The following is a 21,843-nucleotide window of genomic DNA, read 5'->3' as shown; positions in this document are numbered from 1 at the left end:
CCGCAACCTCACAGGGCAATACATCTGGCGCTCAGCACAGCTGAGATCGGCGCGGCGACCAGGGCGAAAGGTCGGCCCATGGTCCCCCGGACTGGGCGGTGGACTATGCGGTCCTGCTCATCGGTCAGGACAACTGTTCGGTGATGGCTGTGCGGGCGGTTCGCAGGTGGGCTGTGCAGGGATGCTCCGGACCCAAGGTGTCTTCGCCGGCTGCGCACGTGTCTGTGATGAGTTCGGCGGCCTCGTCGTGGCGTCCGGCGGCGTGCAGGATGAGGGCAAGATCGCGGCGCAACAGCAGGGTGTGCGGGTGCACGGGCCCCTGGCGTTCGTTCCGCAGTTCGAGCAGGTTCCGGGCCTCGAGTTCTGCTTCCTCGTACGCGCCGGTCGCATAGAGGACCTGGACGAAGAGATGCCGGGCCGCCCAGCAGTGCGGGTGGTCCGTTCCCAGGATGAAATGGGCGTCCGTCACGAGGGCGCGTACCTGCGCTATGGCGGTGTCGTCCTGAGTACGTACGAGGAGCCAGGGCAGGGCCAGGCTGATGGACACCCGTGTCTCGGGCGTGACGTCGGGTGACAGATCAGCCAGGCGCTTGGCCTCGCGGGCCAGTTCCCGTGCTTCCGTCCATCGGCGCTGTTCGCCGACGGCTTCCGCGAGGCGGGCCATCGTACTGAGGGTGGCCGCCGCCATCGGGCCGTCGGCCGCCCCCCGGCGCTCCAGCGCGTCCCTCAGCCGTGCTTCGGCGTCCTGGTAGCGGGCGAGCCCGTACAGGGCCAGGGCATGGCCCTCCAGCAGAGCAGGAAGGTCGCGGTGCGCGCCGTCCTGCTGACGCTCCCCGCCGGCCGGGATGTCCTCCCCGGCAGGGGCGTCTATCAGTGCCGTGTAGAGCTGCTCGGCCTCGGGGAACCGGCCCTTGCGCAGGGCATGTTCGGCCTGCTCACGGGCCCTGTCGAAGTCGGTTTTCAGCGTCATGGTGTGCCTCCTGGTGCTGATGTGTGAAAGGGGAGCCAGGGGGATGGGCTGTGTCCGGGGAAGGGGGTTACGGGTCGACGTGGGCTTTGGTGAGATAGGTGAGTACGAGGTCGAGGGTGCAGCCGGTGCCCCAGTCGGAGTTGCCGTGCGGGTCCACAAGCCGCTGGTCCTGGATGACGGGGCGAGCGCGGGGTGATGTTGGTCTGGTCGACGCGGAGGTGCGCGGGCCAGTCCCTGTCCGAGGCAGGTGGGACCGGGGTGTGGGTGCGGTGCCGGTGGTGCCGGGTTTCAGATGCGGTGGCCTCGTACGCGGTATCCGCGCTGAACAGGGTCGTGGAGGGCGGCCAGGGCTTCGGTGATCCGCTGGCGCTGGTGGGGCAGGCAGTAGTCGTCGAGTCGGTCTGGGGAGACGAACGCCCAGCCGATCAGCTCGGGCTGTTCTTCGCCCGGCAGGGCGCGCGGCAGGGTGATGGCGGTTCTGTCAGGGACGATGCCGCCGTCGAACACGAAGTTGAGGCCCTCGGCGCTGCTGCCGTCCGGCTCGGCCGGTATGTAGTCGGCGAGCAGCAGGTCGCCGACGGTCAGGTCGGTGAGGCTGGTCTCTTCGATGCTCTCCCGCAGGGCGGCTACGTGAGGTGGCTCGCCGGGGAGCGCCCCGCCGCCCACTAGGTGCCAGCCGTCCTTGTAGGACGGCTGGACGATCAGGACGTGACCGGACTGGTTGCGGATCAGCAGAAGGGCGCCGACGCGGCGGCGTGCGGGGCGGGCGTAGTCGGTGTCGGCGTGTGCCATGAAGGACCTCCGGTTGGCTGGATTTCGGGAAGGAAGACCGCCGCTTCGGATCGGCTGGTGGCGGTCTGTACTGGTCACGGACGTGCTTCGTGGGGTGCGGCGAAGGCGGGCAGGACGTCGCCGGTTACATCCTGGTAGGCGGTGTCCACCAGGGAGTGGAAGCGGCGGGCGCACGCGTCGTCGGCGGCTTGGGCGCGCGCGTCCCGTACGCGGGTCCACCATTTCTGGCCGTCGGGGGAGGCGAACAGGGTGAGTGCCGCGCCGTGGACGCGGTCGGCGGAGAGGGTGCCGACCCGGTACATCGCCTCCCAGCCTGAGACCCAGGCGTTGCGGTGGAGGTGGAGGCGGCGCTCGGCCGGGTCCAGCGGGTCCAGGCTTCCCCAGATCGTGCGGAGGCCGGGGCGGGCGATCTGCTCCGCGAGGAGCCGCTGGTGGATGTGTGCGGTGGCCAGAACGGTTCGGTCGTGGTGCCGGCGGTGGCTCAGGACGGTATGTGCGAGGGCGGTGCCGGCGAGGGCAAGCAGGGCGGCGTTCGTGAGGCGGTTGCTGGGCATAGGGGGTTGTTTCCTTCCGCGGGGTGGGGGTCAGGCGGGTGTCGGGGTGTTCAGGAGGCGAGAGAGGCGGTGACGTGCCGGGGCGCCGGTGAGGGCGAGGCGGTGCAACCGGGCGAAGGCGACCTTGTAGCGGAAGGTCTGGGAGTGGTGTTCGAGAACGAGAGGAACCGGGGTGAGAGGCAGGATCACCCCGTGGTCGTCGAGGATTGCGAAGGGTTCCCGGGGGAGTTCGGCCGGTGTACGGGCCGCGTTGAGGGGGAGCAGTCCGAGCGACAGGTCCGTGCCGGGGTGCAGGAGCGCCATCAGGTGCGCGATCTGGGCGGACATGACGTCGGGTGAGCGGACCTGGTGGTGCAGAGCGCTCTCTTCGAGGAGGACCGTCGTCTTCACGTTGTTGGGCAGGTCGGCGTCGTTGTGGCCGCCTTCGCGGGCCGATGAACAGCTGCGCAGGGCCTCCCGGTATCTGTAGATCTGTAATGGGCCGGGGACGAGGGTGGAGGCGTGGATCCGGATATGGCGCGCTCTCTGCCAGGGCGTGATCGGCATGGCGTGCGGGTTCCACGCTTGGCTTGGTCTGATCACGGGCGCGGCCGGGCTGGGATCAGTGCTGGGCGTCATGGCTCGGCCTTTGGCGATGGGGCTGGCCGGGGGCGTCGGTGGTGTGCGCCGCCTCGTGCGGGAAGCCGAAGGGCCTGACGACGTTTTCGGCCCGCGTGGGCCGAGGTAATGGGAACTGGTTCACGCCGCTCACGCGCCCTCGCCTCGGCACCGGTCGCGATGGATCCGCGGTGAGGGGCCCCTTGGTGACATCATCGCCGTACCCCGTGTGGGCCCGGTCGGCCGCGGCATACGGCGAAGCCGTTCGAGGGCAGGAGGAGCACAGACGGAGAAGGGAACCGGGTGCATGAGGACCTCCTGCGGTCGGCTGGGCGAGACCGGTGGTTGACGAAACATGGCTGTTCAAGAAGCCGTGAAGGGCGCTGGAGGGGAGATCTCCGACCTGGGCTCGAGGCCGGGGTGCGGGGCTGGGAGCGTCTGCGTGACGGCTCGGGCGGGTTCATCGGGGCGGGGCCGGGGCAGGCCGGGCATCGGGTAGGGCCGCAGGGCTGGCCTGGGTATCGGCTGATGCGCTGTGTCCGGCTGTGGGGCGCGGGCGGCGTGGGGGATGCCGAGGCGGGCGCGGACGGTGTCGTACACCTCCTGGTTGGCGCGTGGGCGTACGGCGACGACGTGGATCTCGGCGCGGTGCGTGAAGTTCGCGGGCACGGGGCGCTGGATGTAGACGATCCGCCACGCTTTGCGGTGATCGACGTATAGCTTGCGGCAGTTCTCGAGGTCGTGGGTGAGTCTGGCGCCGAACAGCCGTGCGGTGACGACGTCGTGGAGCAGGGTGAGGGCGAGATCGCGGATGTCTCCCGGGGCCTGGAGCAGATCGGTCAGGGCACGGGGATCGATGGAGAGGCTGAAGGCCGGCCGGGCCTCGGGTGCGCCGGTCATGCGACTGCCCGGCTCGGCTGGTGGTCAGAGCTGCGGATCAGCTGGGGCAGACGGCAGGGCATGGCCCACCCGTGGATGGCCTGGGCGTCCTGGATCCGGCGATCTCCCGGGGTGACAAACCGAGGTTCCACATCCCACGCCCCTCCCTCGGGGGCGGAAGCCTGCCTGATAGCAGGCGCCTTGCCTGCACAGATCGTCATCACGGCCCGCCCCCCGCCACCGGTCGGTGCGCGGTCCGCCAGCCGCTGAAAGCGAGGCCGGTGTACGGAGGCGGCATGGTGGATGCTGGGTGTGGGCTGATCGCGGTGCGGTGCAAGCCGTTCCTCCTGCTGGTGAGTTGTGCGGAGCCGCGGCCGGGACGGGCGGTGCGGGCACGATGTCGCCGAGGGACGGTTCACGGTCGGCCCGTGCCCGGTCCGAGGGCGGCGAACGCGTCGTCGAGGTCGTCGAGGTGGTCCAGCAGGCGTTGGATGGTCGTCTGCCGCTGGCTCCAGTGCAGTTGCGAGTTGGCCTGCGCCACCGCGGAAAGTTCGTGTTCCGCGGTGGTGGCGCCGTGGAGGCCGAACAGCAGGTCCAGGAGGGCGATCCGGGTGCACGCCTGTAGGTCGGAAAAGGGGAGGGTGGGGTTTTCTTCGCGATAGGCGGCCAGCATCGCGAGGGCGCAGGCGGCCCATGCGGGGCTGGTGGCGACCGTCCGCGGATCGAACGCCGTGCGGCCCAGCTCCCAGGCCGTGATGCCTGTCGCGCCGTGGAAACCGACGATGCCGGTGACCGTGTCGGCGGCAACCATCAAGTGGGTGCGGGACATGTGGGCGTGCAGGGCGTGTTCGATCAGGTTCTCGGGTAGCTGCTGGCGCAGCCGGTGGGTGTGGCGGTGGAGATCCTCACGCCGCTGGTCGAGGTCGGAGATCAGATGTCCCCCGTGCACCCGCCGGTGGCGCAGGGCTCGGTGCAGCACGGCGTCGCACTGTGCGAGTGCGTGCTCGACCGGTTCGGTGCGCCAGCGGCTCTGCTGCACGCGTTCGGGCAGCGGGTAGGCGGCCAGGACCCGGTGCATGCGTCCCAGTGTGGTGCCGATGTGTTCGGCCAGGGTGAGTGTCATGGCCGAGGTGGAGACCAGGTCGGGCGCCTCGTCGGTCACGGACCAGGCATGGCCTTGCGCGATCGTGACGAGATCGCCGTCCACGTCGGGATGCACTTGGGGAACGGGAAGTTGGGCTGCCCGGCAGTACTCCGACATGTCCAGGGCGATACGTAAGGTGTCCTGCCTGGCGGTTGCCCGGTATTTTTTCACGACCAGCCGTCGTCCCTCGTCCGTCAGGACGCGCCGGACGGTCGTTTCCGTACTCGTGGGGACGGGCTCGACCGCCGAGGCGGTGAATCCGTACTGGTCTTCCAGGACGTCGGCCGTCAGTTCGGCTTCCCAGTCCGTGCTGTCCACTCAGATCACCACACTCTCGGGTAAGAGAGGACGTCGAGTTCGGTGAGACGAGGACGGTGCATGGGGCGGGGTCCGGTGCCGGTCGGCGCTGGGCGTCGCGGCCTGTGGGTCGTTGCCCGCTTCCGCGTGGACGCGTACGTCACTGTTGCGCCGCCGTCCTTGTCCGGCGTGTGTCGGGGGACGGAGAACATGGCCGGTGGCCATCTCGGTGAGGGAATCGTCGAGTACGCCGTACATCCAGCCGAGGGTGACGAGGTGAGGGTCGTTGGCGGCGCCGACGAACTCGCGCAGTGCCCGGACTCGCCGCAGGACTTCGTGGCGGCTGGTGCGGGCGCGCTTCGCGTAGATCTTGGAGGTGGCGCCGACGGCGATCATGTGCCACGCCTCGATGTGCTGGTCCGAGAGGTTCTCGGGGGCGTGGACCGTTTGGGGGCGTGGGAGTTGGTGGGTGGCGAGGGTGGCGTGGACGACGGCGGCCCGGCCGCTCGCGCCGAGCTTGCGCCCGCTCAGGGTCACCTGCACGTTGACCGAGCTGATGGTGAGTGACAGGTCGTAGGCGATCGCGGTTGTGGTTTCGCCGCGCGCGATCTTCGCCACGATCGCGAGTTGTACGGGGGTGAGGGGGAGAAGCGACGCGGGCGGACGGGCCAGCCGGGCAGTCACGGGCTAATCCTTTCGACAGACAGTTGCCGACGGGGCAGACGGCGGTGTGCGCGCGTCAGCTGGGCGGTGTGACGGAGTTCAGCCGGATGGGCAGGGACTGGAAGCCGTGGGAGATGAATGACTCCACGCGCGCCAGGTCTGCGGCCTCCGCGGCGAGGGTGAGGTCGGGAAAGCGGGCGAAGAGGGCGGGCAGGGCGATCCTGGCCTCCAGGCGGGCCAGGGGTGCGCCGATGCAGTGGTGGACGCCGTGGCCGAAGGCCAGGTGGTCGGTGGTCGCGCGGCCGGGGTCGAACTCGGCGGCGGTGGCGCCGTGCTGTTGCGGGTCGTGGCCTGCGGCGGCGTAGGTGGTGAGGATCGCTTCTCCGGCGCGGATCGTGGGTCCCCCGTCGGGGAGGGGGATGTCGGTGACGGCGAAGCGCAGGGGGAGACTGGCGATGCTGGGGGCCCAGCGCAGGGTCTCCTCGATGACGTCGTCCCACGAGACCTCGCCCGTGCGGACACGCTCCAGCTGTCCGGGGTGGGTGAGCAGGGCGTGGACGGCGTTGCCGATCAGGTTGACGGTGGTTTCGTGGCCGGCGCCGATGATCAGGAGGAGGGTGTCGATGAGTTCCTCCTCGCTCAGGCGGGAGCCGTCCTCCTCGCGTACGTCGACCAGGACGCTGGTCAGATCGTCGCCGGGGTTCGCGCGCTTCAAGGCCACCAGGCTGGCGAGGACGGCGCGGACCTCCTTCTGCGTGGTTTCCGCCTCCTGCGCGGTGATGGTGGTGTCCATGATCCGGGAGATGAGCCGGGCCATGTCCCTGCGGGCTGTTTCGGGCAGGCCGAACAGCTCGCAGATCACCTGCATTGGCAGCGGATGCGCGAATGCCGTCCGCAGGTCCACCACCCGGCCCGGGCTGGTCGGGGTTATGGCGTCGAGGAGGGTGTGGGTGATGCGTTCGATCTGCGGGGCCATCGCCTGGGTGCGGCGGGCGGTGAAGGCCGGAGCGATGAGCTTGCGCAGCCTGCGGTGCGCGGGCCCGTACGCGGTGAGCATGTTGCTCACGCCCACCCAGTTGATGATCCAGGTGTCCCGGAAGGCGCCGTCGCGCCAGGCGGGCCAGTGCTGGCCGGGGTCCTTGCTCACCCGGTCATCGAGCAGCAGGGACTTCAGCAGGTCGTGGCTGGTGATGTACCAGGCGGGGATCTCGCCGGGCAGGACGACGCGGACGGCAGGACCGGTCTCCCTCAGCCGGAGTGCTTCGCCGTGGAGGTCGTGGCCTGCGGGGTCGATACGGAGGGGCTGCTGCTGGTCCATGGGGTGACTCCTGCCTGGTCGGGAGCGAGCGGGGTGAAGCGGGCCGGGAGGTGGGCGAGGGCGCGGTGGAACGGTCCGGGCCGCCAGGCGAGGTGTTCGCGCGCCGCGGTGAGTTCCAGGTCGCACAGGTGGCTGGTCAGCCGTTCGATGGCGGTGGTTGTGATCAGCAGGGCGGGCTGCTTGACCGGGCAGGAGTGCGGGCCCGCCGCCCACGCCAGATGCGCGCCCCCGCCGGTGGGGACGGTGCCGACGGCCGGACCGTCTGGGGACATGTTGGCGGCGGCGTAGGAGACCAGGACGAGCTGGTTGGCCATGATCCACGTGCCGTGGAAGTGGACGTTCTGGCGCGGGAAGTGCGCCGAGTAGTTCGCCATCGGCGGCTCGTGCCGCAGGACGTCCTCGATGGCGTCCTTGGCGGTGAGCGCGCCGCTGGACAGGGTGCTGTAGTAGTCGGGGTTGGACAGCATCCGCGACAGCGCGTTGGAGATCAGGTTCGTGGTCGGCTCGTGCCCGGCGCCCATGGTGAGCACGATCTGGTGCAGGACTTCCTCCGTGCTCAGGCCGGCGGGATGGTCCATGTACCAGGACGTCAGATCGGGTCCGCGCTGCTTCGTCTTGAGGGCGATCAGCTCCGCGATGTACTGCTCGAAGTCCGCGTTCGCCCGGGTGGCTTCCTGCGGGCTGGTGGCCTCCATCAGCCCGGCGAGCGCGGCCACCAGGCGGTCGCTGTAGGAGTCGGGCATCCCGAACAGGTTGTTGAACAGCACCAGCGGCAGCGGGCGGGCGTACTGCGTGACCAGGTCGACCTCGCCCGTCGGGGCGAAGGAGCGGATCAGGGTGTCCGCGGCGTGGGCGACCTGGGCGCGCAGCCGGTGCGGTTCGACGCGCGAGAAACTGTCGGTGATCACGGACCGGTAGCGGGCGTGGACCGGGCCGTCGTTGAACAGCGGGTTGGGGCGCCACTTCATCATCGGCAGGACCTGGCTGTCGGGCGGCAGCGTCTTCTGCCACTCGCTCGGGTTCTTCGACCATGTCGTGGTGTCTTTGAGCAGGTCCAGGGCGGCGCGGTAGTCGGTGACGAGGTAGGCCGGGTGGCCGGGGGCGATCGCGACGGGGGCCAGTGGCCCGTACTGGCGCAGCCGGGCATAGACGGCGTGCGGGTCCTGGGCGAAGTCCGGCCCGTACAGCGGGATGGGGTGGGGGAGGTAGTAGTTCATGAGGCAGCGGCATCCAGGGCGGAGTGGTTGATCAAGTGGGTGACCAGTTCAATGAGCGCGTCGATGGCGGAGGGGTATTCGCGGGCGTCGCAGGTCAAGAGCGGGGTGTCCGGGTCCAGGTCGAGAGCCTCGCGCAGGGTGTGAAGCGGGTAGACGGGGGCGTCGTCGAAGGCGTTGACGACGACGGCGTGGCGCAGGCCCTGCTGCTCGATCAGGTCGAGGACCTCGAAGGAATCGTCCAGGCGCCGGGTGTCGGCCAATACCAGTGCGCCGAGCGCGCCCTGGGCGATGTCCTCCCACAGCGGCCGGAAGCGTTCCTGACCGGGGGTGCCGAACAGGTACAGGATGAGATCGTCGGACAGGGTGCGGCGTCCGAAATCGATGGCGACGGTGGTGGTGGTCTTGTCCCGCACGCCGGCCAGGTCGTCGATCCCGGCGCTTGCCTCCGTCATGATTTCTTCGGTGTGCAGCGGCACGGTTTCCGACAGGGTGTTGATCATGGTGGTCTTCCCGACGCCGAACGGGCCGGCGATCAGGATCTTCACGAGGACCGGTTCGGTACCCGGCAGATGCATGGCGTCATCGGACGGCGCGAAGTCCACGGAGCACCCTCTCTAGGAGCTGCTTTTCCTGTTGCTGGACGGCGGGGATGGGCGCTCGGGTCTTAAGGTGTCCGCTGTCCACGAGATCGGACACCAGAACCCGGACAATGCTCACCGGGAGACGCAGGTGAGCGGCGGCCTCGGCCAGGGCCACCGCCCGGCCCAGGGCGAGTTCGACCACCAGCCGCTCGGGCGGCTCAAGGCCGTCGGGCACCCTCTCGCCGGTGGCGTACAGGACCGTGAGCCGGTCCAGGGTGTTGCGGGTCGGCCGGGCCCGGCCCGAGGTCGCCAGGAACTCGGGCACCAGACGCCGGCTCTCGCGACGGGCCGTCATGCCGGATTGCCGCTGTCCCGGGCCTGCGTGTTCATGACCTTCGTGCCGAGAGTGGCGACCTGGATCTGCATGTGATGGGTGACCAGCCCCATGTCGACCTTCGGCTCGGTGAACACCGCCAGGACCGTGTTCTCCCCGGCCGGGATCGCGAACACGAAACCGCAGTCCGCGTCGATGACGACCTGACGCAGCCGGACACCGGCCTCACCGGACAGCTCACGGGCCACCGCCCGCGCCGCGCCCTGGAGCGCGGACATCATCCCGGCCGCACCTTCAGCGGCATCCCCGTCCAGGAACGGGTCATGACCCTGGATCAGGCCGTCCGCGGACAGCACCAGCGCGTGCACCACGCCCGGCAGGTCCAGCAGCGGGTCCAGCACCCAGGACATGTCCTTGGCCGCGGGAGAAGACTTGGGGGCACTCACGTCAGGTTCCCTTCATCGTGATCGGCGGTGACGGCAGCGCGGCCCGAGGCGGTGCCGGCCTGGAACGCGCTGTAGGTCGAGGCGACCTCATCCGGCGTCCGGGCATCCACCGGCTCCGCAACCGCAGCCGGCGCCGAGGGAGCAGGCTGCGGAGGCTGGCTCCGGACCCTCCTACGGCGGGGCAGCACGGCATCGCCGCCGGAGTCCGGCGCCACGGCGTGGCCGGGAGGGGCGGTGCGGCGCGGGGCCGGCGCCATGGCCGACGGCGGATTCGCCTGCTCGTCCAGCAGCGTGAGCAGATGGCCGGGGAGGAACAGCACCGCCCGCACCCCGCCGTAGGGGGACGGCTTGTCGACGGAGACGGAGAACCCGTACTGCTTCACCAGACGGCCGATGGTCGCAAACCCGGCCCGCGGCGGATCACCCAGCTCGGTCAGCATGACCGGCCACGTCCCGGACAGCAGCCGGGTGGCGAACGCCACCTCGTCAGCGTTCATGCCCACCCCGGCGTCATCGATCACGACGCACGCCCCGGACTCGACCTGATGGCAGCTGGCCTCGACCGGGAGCGTGCCGTGTGTGTGGTGCACCGCATTGGCCATCAGCTCCGCCACCGTGACAGCGACCGGCTCCACCGCCCGCGCCACCACTCCCAGGGGCTGCGCCAGATGGTTGCTGACCGTGATCCGCTGGTAGGCGCGCACCCGGGACTGCGCCCCCTTCAACACGTCACCCAGTGACGAGTCGGCACGCGTCAGTCCCGGCGACGCCCCGCACAGCACCCCAGTCGCCTGAATACGGCGCAGATTCTGTTCGTTGAGCTGATCCAGCCCCATCGCGGTCTCGGCGATCAGCGGATCGTCGAAGCGGTACTGCATCTCCCGGATCTCAGTCTGCAGCCGGTAGCTCGCGGCCTGGATAACCGTCGTCGCACCGCGCATCACCGCCTGCGCGGCCTCATCCACCCGCTCCCGCTCCGCCGCCACGGCACGGCTGACCAGGTCCAGAACCTGCCGGTGGGCGACATCCATCGAACTGCCGGCAAGAGCGCGATCCCGCAGACCCGGGACGGGGACGTGCGGATGCGCGAGGTGCGTGACCAACGCCGGGAGGCGGGCGGTCACCAGATGCTCGCTCTCCGCCGCCCACCCCTTCAGCCGGGCGTTCTCCTGGTCAGCGGCATCCCGCTCGGCCCGCAGCCGCCTAAAACGGCCCCGGGCACGGATGTAGAGCGGCGTACCGACCAGCGTGGCGGCGGCCGTACCGACGGCCACGGCCACCGGCAACGTCTCCGAAATCGACATGATGAAGGAACCTCGAAGAGAGAACGAGAAGGGGAAGGGGCAACGGGGGAGGGGAGGCAAGAGCAGTTGGGTCTGCACGTCCGTGTCCCTGGCGCGTGTCTAGAAACTGAGCTTGCTGATCATTCCGGCCAGGCTCGACACGGCATCACTGATCGTCGGGGCGACCGAAGAACTGGCGAGGTGGAAGCCGAGGAGGACGCACACAATCGCGTGCCCCGCCTTCAGGCCGCCCTTCCTGACGAGCAAGAACGTGATCACTGCCAGAAGGACGACGGCGGAGACGCTAACTGCCATAGCGCACACCCCAGTTGCGTGCGCCCGCGGAACGCGTACTGGAGAGCCGGTGGAAGAGGGCGTCGCTGTCGGTGGGCCCGTAGTTCTCGCTGGCGGGAAGCAGCCAGGCCCCCACACAGCTGGAGTACCGTGAGCGCTGGTTGTCGGTCGAGCACTCCCATACACCGGGACGGCAGAGGGTCTGGGGAACGTGCCACCGGTACGCCGTGTCCGCCTCCACCGGGATATGGACGAGGGAGTGCATAAGACAGCAGAGGACAGGGCCGGTACGAAGCCCCTCTTCACGTACTTCCTCAACCGCTCGCAGCCCCACCCGCAGTCCCGCCTGCACGACGTCGACCGCGCCGAGCGGCGGAAGCGGACGCGCCGCGAATTGAATCCTCCACGACAGCTCGGTCTGTGCAGGGGACAGCAACGGTGGCTCCGAAGAGAAGGGCTGGCGACGCGGCCACGATTCGTCATGCCGCCGGGCAGACAGAGTCGGCCACTGGGCCAGGGGCGGATCAGAGGCGACTTCCACTCGCCCTGGGGAGGCAATCACCGGTATCTCCTGTACGTCCGGACGCGCTGACTCAGCTTCTGGCCCAAGCGACGGCTGTCACACGGACGTTGGCTGATGCCCAAGACTGTTCACCGAAAGGCGATTACGCACATTCCGCAGGTGATATCACTAAGGTGATTCCGGTTCAGAAAGAGCTGGTGAGCCGCACCCGAGTCCTCAGAGGAGGAGAGAGTGCTTCAGCAGGCACAGCGACGCTGTGATCGGTGCGGCTGCTCCTTGAACCGGTACAACAGGGACACTCTTTGCGCAGCCTGTGACCGTTCGCAAATCCGGGAGGAACACTCCTCTTCCGTCCCTGAACACATCTGGTCCGATCCTGAGCTTCAAAGCGCGCTCTCGGCTTGGGACTTCGGCCGCGCCAGCCGTCTGATCCGCCTCCGCGGTGGCCTCCGCCAGGACGACATCTCCCGGCTCACCGGTCTCAGCCAACCATTCCTGTCGATGCTGGAGTCAGGCACTCGCCGCCTCACCAACATCGACAAAATCGTCGAATACCTCACAGGCTTGGGTGTACCCGGCAACTTGGTTATCCTGCCTCTTTCGTATTCTTCCGCCCCGGCGACGGAGGACCCGCCGACCCAGTTCGCCGGTGACGCGGACCCGACTTTGCCGTGGACAACGGCTCGTATGGTGGGAGCACTTGACACAGCGGTAGGAGGCAGCGAAATGGACCGCCGACGATTCCTCACCGCAAGCGGCATCGCGCTCACCTCGTTCGTCAACGGGTGGGACAGCGCCGAAGCAGAGCCTCTCCACCATGCAGCAGCTGGAAGCCGTCTCACCAGCGACCTGCTCGACGGCCTCCAGCACACCACCGACAACCTGCGGACCATGGACGCGTCCGACGGCAGCGGAACCCTCGCAAGTCTCGGCAACCGCCACCTCCAGTTCCTCAAGCACCTCCTGGAGGAGACGTCGTACGACGAGGCGACAGGACGACGGCTGGCGGCTATCACCGCCGACACCGCCACCCAGACGGGATGGTTCGTCTTCGACTCCGGCGACCGCGCACGTCCCCTCGCCTATTTGTACGCAGCGCTCCGCGCCGCGAAGGCGTCGCAGGACCTGCGGCTCGGTGCCGGCGCTCTGTCCTACATCGCCATCCACGGGTACTCCACGGGAGCCCCTCACCACGCTGTCGCCGCAGCACAGCGAGCACGCGCCAGGATCAAGAAGCTCGGCACGCCCGCGCTCGAAGCGATGCTCCTGACCCGCCAGGCCCGCGGGCACGCGAAACTCGGCGAACGCCAAGCGGCACTCGCCGCGCTGGGGAAGGCCGCTGAACTCTGCGCTCAGGGACGCTCGGAGCACGACCCACACTGGCTGTACTGGGTCAACGAGGGCGAGATCCACGGGCAGGCCGGCAGCTGCTACCTCGACCTCGGCGACCCCCGCAGCGCCGTCGACAGCTTCGCGAAGGCCCGGAAGGCACTCAACCCAGCGGACCACCGCACCAGGGGCCTGTTCCTCTCCCGCGCCGCAAGCGCCCACATCGAGCAGGGCGACCTCGAAGCCGGCTGCACCACGGCACACGAGGTCCTCGACCTCGCAGCGACGCTTCAGTCAGCACGGTTCGACAGCCACGTCACGAGCATGATCCAACAACTCCGGCCCGCTGCCCACAGCCCGTACGCTCAGGACGTACTGGAGCGACGCGCCGCCATGACGTCAACAGGGAGCTGAACGTGACCGACGCCGGGCAGATCCTCGTGCTGTGGGACATCGACCGTACCCTGTTGTACGTCGGTGACATCGACCGTCAGGTGTACCGGGAGACCTTCGCCGAAATCGTCGGCCGCCCCGCGAAACGCCTTCCAGCCCGCGGCACCGGTGTCACCATGCCCCTCGCTATTCGATCGCTGCTCCTGGACAACGGCGTCCCGGAGGCAGACGTCCCCGGCCTGGTGCCGCGCATGGTCGAACTCCTGCCGCAGCGCCTGGCCGCGCACGCCGACGACCTTCGTGAGCAAGGTGTACTCCTGCCCGGCGCCGTGGCCGCGCTCAAGGCAGTACACGCACAACCCGGCTACGTTCCGACCGTCGTCACGGGGAATCTCAAACCCAACGCGCTGCTGAAGCTCAAAGCGTTCGACCTCGACGAGTTCCTGGACACCGAGGTCGGCGGGTACTCCTCGGACAACGACCACCGGCCGGCTCTCGTCGCCGTCGCGCAAGAGCGAACCCGGGCCAAATACGGGACCGTCTTCACCCGCTCCAACACGGTCATCATCGGAGACTCCCTCGAAGACGTCCGCACCGGGCTCGAAGGTGGTGCTCCTGTGATCGGAGTCGCGTCAGGCAAGACCACCGCCGACGAACTCGCCTCGGCCGGCGCCGATCTGGTCCTCGACAATCTCGAAAGCGTCCCGCAGCTCCTGGACGCGATTACTGCAGCGATCCGCAATCACTCCCGATGACAGCTGTTCCGGAGAGGCCCTCAACTGCACGTATTACATGAGTGATACCGGCGCGCGCGTACCCCGCATACGCTGTCGGGCGCAGACAGGAAACGGGGGTGCAATGCCAAGGCACACTCGCGTATGCGTCGACTGCGAATGCCGTCTGAGCCAGTACAACGACGAAGACCGGTGCGCCACGTGCGCACGCGACAGACGTCTCACCCCCCGTCTTCAACACCTCGTTCCGGACAGCGTCTGGAGTGACCCGGAAGTCCAAGTTGCCATCTCTGCCTGGGACTTCGGGCGAGCGAGCCGTCTCATCCGCGAGCGGGCAAAACTCCGCCAGGAGGACATGGCTCACATGACGGGACTCAGCCAGGGCTTCCTGTCCATGCTCGAAGCGGGAACCCGCCGGCTGACGAACCTCGACAAAGTCGCAAGGTTCCTCAACGGCATCGAAACACCCGATGCGCTGCTCCCCCCGTCGTTCCGTGAGCATCATGCCGCCACCCTCACACCCTTGCCCTTCCCGCGCCCAGGACGGCTAGGCGTCGATGTCCCAGCAACGACCGGCGAGAGGGCAGCGGACCTCTACGAGCTCGCAACGAAAGCAGCGGCCCAGTCGCGACGGTTCGCGGAAGTGGTCACTCACAGCAACGTGAGCGACATTGAGCTTGAGGTGCTGGAGTCCAGGATCACTCGGATCGCGACGGACTACGTCCACGCTCCGCTGTACCCGCTCTTCCACGATCTGCTGTCGACGAGAGACCAACTCTTCTCGTTGCTGAGCGGCCACCAGCCTCCGGGCCAAACCCGCGAGTTGTATCTTCTCGCCGGCACGAGCTGCCTGCTCCTCGCGCACGCGTCACAGAATCTCGGCGACCAGGACTCCGCTGTCGCCCAACTCCAGACAGCCGGGACTCTCGCTGAGCACGCTGGTCACGACGATCTTCGGGCATGGGTCAAGGGCACAGCCGCGTTGATTGCGGAGTGGTCAACGCACCCGCACACCGCCCTGGAGTACACACAACAGGCGATTCGGCTCGTCCCCGTAGGCGAGACCCGGGTCAGAACCGCGGCGATCGGGGCCAGGGCTGCGGCACGCGTCGGAGATCGGGATACGGCACTGGCCGCGCTGATGGAACTTGAGCGTGCCCGCGAGCAGCCGACAGACCCGATGGGCCTCTCCAGATTCGGAGGGTTGCTCACCTTCCCGGAAGCCAAGCAGGAGTATTACATCGGCGGAACGTACGCTCTCCTCGGCGAGCACGAGAGAGCCGAGAGGCACGCCTCCGCCGCAATCGGTCTGTACGAGATGGGGCCCAAGGAACAGCGGTCGTACGGCGACGAAGCCCTCGCGCGCCTCGACATCGTCACCGCGCGCATCGCCACCGGTGAGATCGAGGGAGCTGGCGAACAGCTCCAGCCCATTCTGGAGCTGCCGGTGGAGCGTCGTATCCGACAGCTCGGTGACGCTGTCCAGGGAGTGGCTAGGCTTCTGGAAGAACCTCGGTTCGCCCGAAGCCGGACCGTCCGCGACCTTGCAGACGCAACCCGCGGTTATCAGGTGATCGACACGAGAGCGAAGGCCCTCACCTCATGACACTGACGGTCTCTCCCGAGTCCGCCGCACGCATGGCCTGCCGGACGTTAGGGCTGGCGGAGCGTTCCCTCACGCACCTTCACCACCACGCCACTTCAGTGTTCCTTCTTGCTGCAGAAGGCGTCGTGGTGCGCGTCAGTCCAGCCTCGCAGCAACAGCGCCTCGAAACCGCCGTATCACTGGCGCGCTGGCTGGTCACGAATGACTTCCCGGCGACGGAGCCTGCGAACGTCCCGCAGCCAGTGGCACACGGCCAGTACGTTGTCACCTTCTGGCAGCACTACCCGCAGCCTGAGCGCGACGCGCCGCCGGCTGGACGCTTGGGTGGTCTTCTGCGGGTCCTACATGACCTGCCGTCCCCACCTCTGTCACTGCCGATGTACCGGCCACTCGCCTCGTTCAAGAGCGCTGTGGGCGACAGTACGTACCTGGCTCCGCACCAGAGAGAGTGGCTGACGGCGCGAAGGAAAGAACTCCTGGACGCTTTCGGAAAGCTTGACTTCCCCTTGGGGCACGGCCATATCCACGGGGACGCATATCCAGGCAATACCCTCTGGCACGGTCAGGGCGTCAGACTCGGCGACTGGGACGAGGCAGCATTCGGCCCACGTGAGGTCGACTTGGCCAATACGTTCCAAGGAGTTCGCTTCGGGCGTACCGTCAGAGAACTGGATAGCTTCAGTGAGCGATACGGCCACGACATCCGACAGTGGTCCGGCCTTTCGGTGGTCTGCGAAATCCGTGACCTTCACACACTTGGATCCTTCATTCGGCGTGCAGACCGAGGAGACACTGCTGCTGCCCGGCAGTTGTCGTACCGCATCGAGACGCTCAGGAACGAGGATGTCCAGGCTCAATGGAGCCCCGCGTGAAAAGGCGAAGAGCATGGGCTCGAAGGCCACCGCGCTCCGGCGGGCCGTGCGCTGCTCGACTCACGCATTGTGCTGGCGCACGGACGCCGCCGAGGGCAGGCTGGGAGAAGACACGAAATCCAGGGAGGCACCCCGCGTGGCGATCACATCGTCCGGCTCGGCGACGCAGTTGTCCGTGCGGCCATACGCGGCGGAGGACGAGCCAGCAGTGCTCGCCCTGGTCAACGCCGACCGTCTGCCCGGACAGCCCGAGGCGAACGTCGACATGCTTGCCGAGGCGCTGGCGGGCCGTTCCCCGGTGGACGGCGGCTGGTGGGCCGAACTGGACCCGCCCGCCACGGACGTCGTCCACGACGGGGCCGGCGAGGTGCTGGGTGTCGTCTCCTACGCGCATCGGTCCTCGGACGGGGCGGGGCTGATCCTGTGGCTGCACTGCTTCGAAGACGAGGAAACGCTCGCCAAGGCCCTGATCGCCCGCGCGCTCGACCGGCTCGGCCCCCGCACGGTGTACGCCTTCGAGTTCGCCTCCGCCCTCACCCACGGGCTGGAGGGCCTACCATCGCGCCACCGCCCGGCGACCCGCCGGGCCCTGGAGGCGGCCGGGTTCACCGACCGCGACCTGTGGCGATACATGCACGCCCCGCTGCCGATCGCCGGATTGCCTCACGCTGACGGCTACACCGTGACCGAGATCGAGGACCCGCCGGGCAAGCGACTTGAAGTCCGCGATGCCGGGGAGGTGATTGCCGAGGCCACTATCGGGCGCCCCGTGGCCGGGGCCGGCGTGCTGTGGTGGATCAGCGTCGTTCCCGCTGCCCGAGGACGGGGGACCGGCCCCGCCCTGCTCGGCTCCGCCCTGGACTTGCTCACCGGGCTTGGCGCCGACGAGGTGATCCTCTATGTCGACGACGACGCCCCACCCGGCGACAGCGAGCGCGACCGCACTGCCGCTAACCGCATGTACGACCGGGCCGGCCTGAGGGAAGTCGACCGGCTGTTCTCCTTCACCCGCCGCCCTTGAGGCACACGGGCCGGGGAAGGGCGCGGTACGGTTGACCGCGCGGCGCACATCTCCTGGCCTGCGGAGATCATCCGATCCTGATGGTCCTGGCCATCTCCTTGGCCCCGGCCACCCACCGCTCCAGCGCGGCGACGACTAGGAGCATGGCGGGATCGGTCTCGGCCGCGAGCGCGACCGGGTCCACCAGCCCTGCTTCCACGCACAGTGGCGCCCGCTGCCCGGCGGCGGCCTGCCCAGCGAGCGCCGCGGCGAAGTACTGCTTGCGCCTCGGCAGCACCGGCAGCGCGCCATCCGGCAGCAGCCGCACCACCTGAGCCTTGCAGCGCAAGTAGGCCGATGGTAGGCCCGGGTGGTAGCGATCGCCGAGCGGCAGCGCGAGGGCCGCAGCGAGAAACGCCTCATGCAGGAATGGCGATGCCTCCAGGACGGGGCCGGCGGGCGGGATCGCCTCATGGGGGAAGACAGCGTCATATGCGTCGGCCTCGGCCCATGACCGCCCGGCCGCCGCGTGCCCGGCGACCTGCGTGTCCACCCACCGGCGAGCCCACATCGTGGCGGCATGCCGATACGGCTCGGCGAGCACCACCGAGGCGACCGGGTCGCACCAGGCGGGCCAGTTCGCCGCCCAGTAGGCCCGCGCCCGCAGTGTGCGGGGCAGTAGCCGAGCGACCATCCCCGCCAGTTCACCGGGCAGGCCGGGGCCCGAACCGGTGACATCGGCCACGTACCGAGCAGCGGCTCGAACCCCATGACGGGCCGCCACTGCGGTGGTGGCGAAGCGGGGAACACCCAGCAGCTCGTCCGCGCCATCCCCGGACAGCAGTACCCCGCAGCCCAGCTCCGCCGCACGCAACGCTGCGGCGGCGTTGACTTCGGGCAGCGCGTCCAGCCGCGGCCCCGCAGCAGACCACACCGGCTCGGCGCGGTCGCGCGCCGGGTCGAGCACCACCAACTCGGCGGGCAGCTCCAGGTCAGCCAGGAGCCGCTGCACCACCGTGGCGGCGCTACCCCCGGCGTCATCACGCAGGTCAGTGGTGAATGCAACCACCTTTCGACCCTCAGCGGCTCGCAGCGCATGCACCAGGACCGCAAGGGAGTCCAGGCCGCCGGAGACCAGCACGCCGATCGCCTCGGCGTCTGCGGTCAGTACCTCGATTGCCTCGGCGAACGCGCGTGGAAGCGAGCCGGGCAGCGGGTTCGGAACCTCGGCCGTGATGCGCTCGACACCCTTCCACGGTGCTCGGGGGATAAACTCGCCCAGCAGCGCCGGCGGTGCGAGCAATAGACCGAGGGCCTCCAGGTCGACTACGGGAACGGGGCCGACCAGAGACACCGGATCCGCTGACCTGCGACCGGCCCCGTCCTCGAACATCGGGAGCAGACTCACCGGCGCCGCAGAGCCCGCACGCCCCGGGCCAGGTCCCTCACGAACGCGATGGTACTGCGGTGCGGCTCGCCGACCGGCAGGCCCTTGCTGCCCTTGCCGTGCTGCCCATCTCCGGGCGTGGACTTCGTCGACACGAACACCCTCTCCTTTCATCTAGCTGTTGCCGGACGATCTCTCAGTGTGACCACCTAACCCTGCTCCTAACGCGGAGACTTCGCATATCACGACCGTGATATCTCTCCGGTGATCCAGCGGGCACAAATGAGTCTCTGCGGCTCAGGGACTCTCTAGTCCAGTACGGACCGTGGCAGCCGCCGAACAGGGCGGCGCGGTTGCCGCTGTACTCGCTCGGAACGCACCGGCGCCAGTCGCCCCTCGAATGAATTTTCGCTCTCTACGGCCAGGGCCAAGGTCGCGTTGCACCGGCAACGAGGGGAAGTTCAGCGCCGCGCAGGAGCATCTGGCTCTGAGGGGAGTCGAGAGATGCGGAGCATGCACGGTTGGCCGGAACCCCACGATGACGGCGAACCGTCCTCCTGCTTATGAGTGTCCTGCCGCTGCCTGGTCCGTCAGAAGGCCCCGATACCGGAGAATCGTCTGTTCGTCCACCTCGAAGTTCAGCGCATCGACTAGTTCACGCAGGTGGACGGGATCGTCGGTCCCGACTGCGACAGCGCTCACCTTGGGCAGGTGATAGGCGGTCCTGAAGGCCGCCTGCACTTGGGTGAGATGGCTCGGGTGGTCTCGCAGGAAGACCCGGGCGTCGAACTTGCTCCATATCGGGTCGTGTGTGTTTCCGCTGAAGGGGCTCATGCCCCAGACTTGGGTGTTGTGATCGCTCCACTGATGAGCGAGCGATTCTGCGGCGCGTAGTGTCTGGACACCTACGAGTAGGCCGCACCTGACCATCAGGACGGCCGGCTTGGGTATGTCGGGGTCGATCGCGTCAAGCAGCGGAGAAGGGTCCCAGGTGGAGACGCCCCAGGACCCGCAAAGCCCGGTGTCCCTAGCATTTTCCAGTACGGCGCACGCCTGGGCGAGGGCGTCGGGCGCAGCCTTCTCCCGGAGGGTGCGCTCCGGGTTGTGAAGGAAGACGAGGTCAGGCGCGCGGCCCAAGGTCTGGCTCGTCCGTTCCAGAGCCCCCTGCAAGCTTGCCGGGTCGAGTGAGTGCTCGGCCCCACCCGGCTCAGGGAAGAAGCCGACCTTGGTGGAGATCGTGAAACGGTTGAGTAATCCGCGCCCGACGTCCGCGAGGGTCGTGTGGGAGGTGAACCCGCGGTAGCTGAAAGCTGTGTCGATGGCGGTGATGCCGAGGTCGAGCGCGTTGGTCAGTTGACGGCGCTGGTGACGAGACCGGTGTAGCCCGAGGACAATTCGGGGGTGAGGGGCGCGCACAACTCTTCCTCCGTCAGGATCTTGGCGACATGCTCCACTTCGACACCGACCTGGCTGGCAGCCTGGTCAAGATGTGCGGGGTGGCCGCTCAGCAGGAGCCGCAGGGCGGGGAGCGCCTTGGCCGCGAAGGTCAGTTTCTTGCGGGCCGCGATGATCTCGACCGCGTCGTCGCGCTCCAGAATGCGCGGCGGGAAGTTGGTAACGCAGACAACGGACGTCAGGGGGCCGAAGAATTCGACGTACGGCACGTGCCGGGGCGGAACGACCTCCTGCTCACGGGCGGCAAGGAAGTCTCTGGGGCTGCGTGATCCGATCAGAGTGATCGCGGCTTCGGCCAGTTGCTGCTGCTGGGCTTCCTGTTCCTCCGCGCTGCCCCATCGGTCGAGGTCATGGCGGAAGATCTCGGTCTCGCGAGACCAGTCGGCCAGCCAGGACAGCCAGTTCACCCCGGTTCGCTTCTCGAATCCGAGCGTCATGTGCAGGCTTTGCCCGGAGCCACTTCCATTGCGGGTGGCCTGATGCCAGTGGCCCCGCGGGATGTGCATGACGTCGCCCTTCTTCATGGTGCCGGCCCAGACGATCTCCTCGCTTGGAGAGTCGTTGCGTGCCGCGTCGCGGTACATCGGGTAGGGGCGTGAGGTCCCACGGACCTCCCACTCCTTGTCTCCGGCGAGTTGGATGATCACGACGTCGTGGTCGTCCCAGTGGAGCTTGAAGCCAGCGGCCTCGTTCGTGGTGAGGTAGATGTTCGCCTGGACGTGTTCGCGGGACCACCACTGCAGAGCCCGGCAGGCCACTTCCATCGTGGGGTCGAACACGTTGGACTGGTCCAGGACCATCGTGGCGCCCTCGCGGAGCAGGCTTCCCAGGAGACTCGTGCCCACCATGTCGACGCTCTGGCCGCGGCGGCTGACTTCCGGGTTGAGGTACCGGCTCGGGTTCAGTTCCTCGCCGTCGCGGAACATGCGGAACTGCGGGTGCGCGAGACTGCGCCGCATCGTCATGTCCAGCAGCCGTTGCGGTGTCATCATTCGTTCGAGCAGTGCGGTGTCCGTGAGACTGCCGCGGGCAAAGTGTCCTCCGAGACCGGCGGGGCCGCTCCACCCCAGCGCCTGCTCGATGTCAGCGCTCACGGAATGTTCCCGTCGGGGTGTGATCCGCTCACGGAATGTTCCCGCGGGCCGCTCGTCGGTTCCCGGTAGTGCGCTCGTGAT

At 68.3% G+C, this 21,843-nt stretch carries 24 protein-coding genes and 1 pseudogene; 6 read left to right on the top strand and 19 right to left on the bottom strand.

What is annotated here, in order from left to right:
• Positions 1–124: 124 nt before the first annotated feature.
• From ABZ855_RS45150 to ABZ855_RS45080, 15 genes are all read right to left on the bottom strand, one after another.
• A complete protein-coding gene (locus ABZ855_RS45150) occupies positions 125–970 on the bottom strand; it encodes a tetratricopeptide repeat protein (protein WP_360818826.1) in 846 nt (281 codons plus the stop codon).
• A gap of 288 nt (positions 971–1,258) precedes the next feature.
• The gene (locus tag ABZ855_RS45145) at positions 1,259–1,762 is read right to left on the bottom strand and encodes an NUDIX domain-containing protein (protein ID WP_360818823.1); all 504 of its coding nucleotides are present in this window, start codon (positions 1,760–1,762) and stop codon (positions 1,259–1,261) included.
• Between the two features lie 74 nt (positions 1,763–1,836).
• Entirely contained in the window at positions 1,837–2,316 is a 480-nt protein-coding gene (locus tag ABZ855_RS45140; RefSeq protein WP_360818820.1) for a DUF6082 family protein, read from the bottom strand.
• A 30-nt stretch (positions 2,317–2,346) separates the two neighbouring features.
• Positions 2,347–2,862 carry a Scr1 family TA system antitoxin-like transcriptional regulator gene (locus ABZ855_RS45135; protein WP_360818817.1) on the bottom strand — a complete coding sequence of 172 codons (516 nt, stop codon included), beginning with the start codon at positions 2,860–2,862 and terminating at the stop codon, positions 2,347–2,349.
• Between the two features lie 414 nt (positions 2,863–3,276).
• On the bottom strand, positions 3,277–3,813 hold the full coding sequence (locus ABZ855_RS45130; RefSeq protein WP_360818814.1) for a hypothetical protein: 537 nt from the start codon (positions 3,811–3,813) through the stop codon (positions 3,277–3,279).
• 394 nt (positions 3,814–4,207) lie between these two features.
• Complete coding sequence (locus ABZ855_RS45125; RefSeq protein ID WP_360818811.1) at positions 4,208–5,254, bottom strand: phosphotransferase; 1,047 nt, start codon at positions 5,252–5,254, stop codon at positions 4,208–4,210.
• Positions 5,255–5,917: a LuxR C-terminal-related transcriptional regulator gene (locus tag ABZ855_RS45120; RefSeq protein WP_360818808.1), complete on the bottom strand. Its 663-nt coding sequence runs from the start codon at positions 5,915–5,917 to the stop codon at positions 5,255–5,257.
• Positions 5,918–5,972: 55 nt separating this feature from the next.
• Positions 5,973–7,214 (bottom strand): cytochrome P450, encoded by a 1,242-nt coding sequence (locus ABZ855_RS45115; RefSeq protein ID WP_360818805.1) that lies wholly within the window; start codon positions 7,212–7,214, stop codon positions 5,973–5,975.
• Positions 7,145–8,431, bottom strand: coding sequence for a cytochrome P450 (locus tag ABZ855_RS45110; protein ID WP_360818802.1), 1,287 nt, complete (start codon positions 8,429–8,431; stop codon positions 7,145–7,147). Before ABZ855_RS45110 ends, ABZ855_RS45115 begins: the two co-directional genes overlap by 70 nt.
• On the bottom strand, positions 8,428–9,006 hold the full coding sequence (locus ABZ855_RS45105; protein WP_360818799.1) for an ATP/GTP-binding protein: 579 nt from the start codon (positions 9,004–9,006) through the stop codon (positions 8,428–8,430). Before ABZ855_RS45105 ends, ABZ855_RS45110 begins: the two co-directional genes overlap by 4 nt.
• Positions 9,007–9,010: 4 nt before the next feature.
• Positions 9,011–9,367: a DUF742 domain-containing protein gene (locus tag ABZ855_RS45100; RefSeq protein WP_360818796.1), complete on the bottom strand. Its 357-nt coding sequence runs from the start codon at positions 9,365–9,367 to the stop codon at positions 9,011–9,013.
• Positions 9,364–9,792 carry a roadblock/LC7 domain-containing protein gene (locus ABZ855_RS45095; protein ID WP_360818793.1) on the bottom strand — a complete coding sequence of 143 codons (429 nt, stop codon included), beginning with the start codon at positions 9,790–9,792 and terminating at the stop codon, positions 9,364–9,366. Before ABZ855_RS45095 ends, ABZ855_RS45100 begins: the two co-directional genes overlap by 4 nt.
• Positions 9,789–11,072 carry a sensor histidine kinase gene (locus ABZ855_RS45090; RefSeq protein ID WP_360818790.1) on the bottom strand — a complete coding sequence of 428 codons (1,284 nt, stop codon included), beginning with the start codon at positions 11,070–11,072 and terminating at the stop codon, positions 9,789–9,791. The genes ABZ855_RS45095 and ABZ855_RS45090 overlap by 4 nt, the downstream gene beginning before the upstream one ends.
• A gap of 123 nt (positions 11,073–11,195) precedes the next feature.
• Positions 11,196–11,390 carry a DUF2304 family protein gene (locus ABZ855_RS45085; protein WP_360818787.1) on the bottom strand — a complete coding sequence of 65 codons (195 nt, stop codon included), beginning with the start codon at positions 11,388–11,390 and terminating at the stop codon, positions 11,196–11,198.
• Positions 11,380–11,634 (bottom strand): hypothetical protein, encoded by a 255-nt coding sequence (locus tag ABZ855_RS45080; RefSeq protein ID WP_360818784.1) that lies wholly within the window; start codon positions 11,632–11,634, stop codon positions 11,380–11,382. The genes ABZ855_RS45085 and ABZ855_RS45080 overlap by 11 nt, the downstream gene beginning before the upstream one ends.
• 489 nt (positions 11,635–12,123) lie before the next feature.
• On the opposite strand from ABZ855_RS45080, the pseudogene ABZ855_RS45075 reads away from it, so the two are divergent.
• From ABZ855_RS45075 to ABZ855_RS45050, 6 genes and pseudogenes are all read left to right on the top strand, one after another.
• A pseudogene (locus ABZ855_RS45075) lies at positions 12,124–12,456 on the top strand (helix-turn-helix domain-containing protein); the annotation flags it as partial.
• A gap of 162 nt (positions 12,457–12,618) precedes the next feature.
• Positions 12,619–13,635, top strand: a complete 1,017-nt coding sequence (locus ABZ855_RS45070) for an XRE family transcriptional regulator (RefSeq protein ID WP_360818913.1) — start codon at positions 12,619–12,621, stop codon at positions 13,633–13,635.
• A gap of 2 nt (positions 13,636–13,637) precedes the next feature.
• Positions 13,638–14,369 carry a haloacid dehalogenase-like hydrolase gene (locus tag ABZ855_RS45065; RefSeq protein ID WP_360818781.1) on the top strand — a complete coding sequence of 244 codons (732 nt, stop codon included), beginning with the start codon at positions 13,638–13,640 and terminating at the stop codon, positions 14,367–14,369.
• Positions 14,370–14,472: 103 nt separating this feature from the next.
• Positions 14,473–15,954, top strand: a complete 1,482-nt coding sequence (locus tag ABZ855_RS45060; RefSeq protein WP_360818778.1) for a helix-turn-helix transcriptional regulator — start codon at positions 14,473–14,475, stop codon at positions 15,952–15,954.
• Positions 15,951–16,826, top strand: coding sequence for a phosphotransferase (locus tag ABZ855_RS45055; protein WP_360818775.1), 876 nt, complete (start codon positions 15,951–15,953; stop codon positions 16,824–16,826). Before ABZ855_RS45060 ends, ABZ855_RS45055 begins: the two co-directional genes overlap by 4 nt.
• A 136-nt stretch (positions 16,827–16,962) precedes the next feature.
• Positions 16,963–17,847 carry a GNAT family N-acetyltransferase gene (locus tag ABZ855_RS45050; RefSeq protein WP_360818772.1) on the top strand — a complete coding sequence of 295 codons (885 nt, stop codon included), beginning with the start codon at positions 16,963–16,965 and terminating at the stop codon, positions 17,845–17,847.
• A 67-nt stretch (positions 17,848–17,914) separates the two neighbouring features.
• On the opposite strand, the gene ABZ855_RS45045 is transcribed toward ABZ855_RS45050, so the two are convergent.
• From ABZ855_RS45045 to ABZ855_RS45030, 4 genes are all read right to left on the bottom strand, one after another.
• The gene (locus tag ABZ855_RS45045) at positions 17,915–19,219 is read right to left on the bottom strand and encodes an asparagine synthase-related protein (RefSeq protein WP_360818769.1); all 1,305 of its coding nucleotides are present in this window, start codon (positions 19,217–19,219) and stop codon (positions 17,915–17,917) included.
• An 11-nt stretch (positions 19,220–19,230) separates the two neighbouring features.
• The gene (locus ABZ855_RS45040) at positions 19,231–19,368 is read right to left on the bottom strand and encodes a hypothetical protein (protein ID WP_360818766.1); all 138 of its coding nucleotides are present in this window, start codon (positions 19,366–19,368) and stop codon (positions 19,231–19,233) included.
• A 406-nt stretch (positions 19,369–19,774) separates the two neighbouring features.
• Positions 19,775–20,629 (bottom strand): aldo/keto reductase, encoded by an 855-nt coding sequence (locus tag ABZ855_RS45035; RefSeq protein WP_360818763.1) that lies wholly within the window; start codon positions 20,627–20,629, stop codon positions 19,775–19,777.
• Positions 20,563–21,762, bottom strand: a complete 1,200-nt coding sequence (locus ABZ855_RS45030) for a cupin domain-containing protein (RefSeq protein WP_360818760.1) — start codon at positions 21,760–21,762, stop codon at positions 20,563–20,565. Before ABZ855_RS45030 ends, ABZ855_RS45035 begins: the two co-directional genes overlap by 67 nt.
• Positions 21,763–21,843 lie beyond the last annotated feature (81 nt).

Source organism: Streptomyces sp. NPDC047042 (assembly GCF_040644035.1).
In the GTDB taxonomy this organism is placed as follows: domain Bacteria; phylum Actinomycetota; class Actinomycetes; order Streptomycetales; family Streptomycetaceae; genus Streptomyces.
Note: the sequence above shows the minus strand (reverse complement) of the source record. Positions and strands in the feature narration are given on the sequence as shown.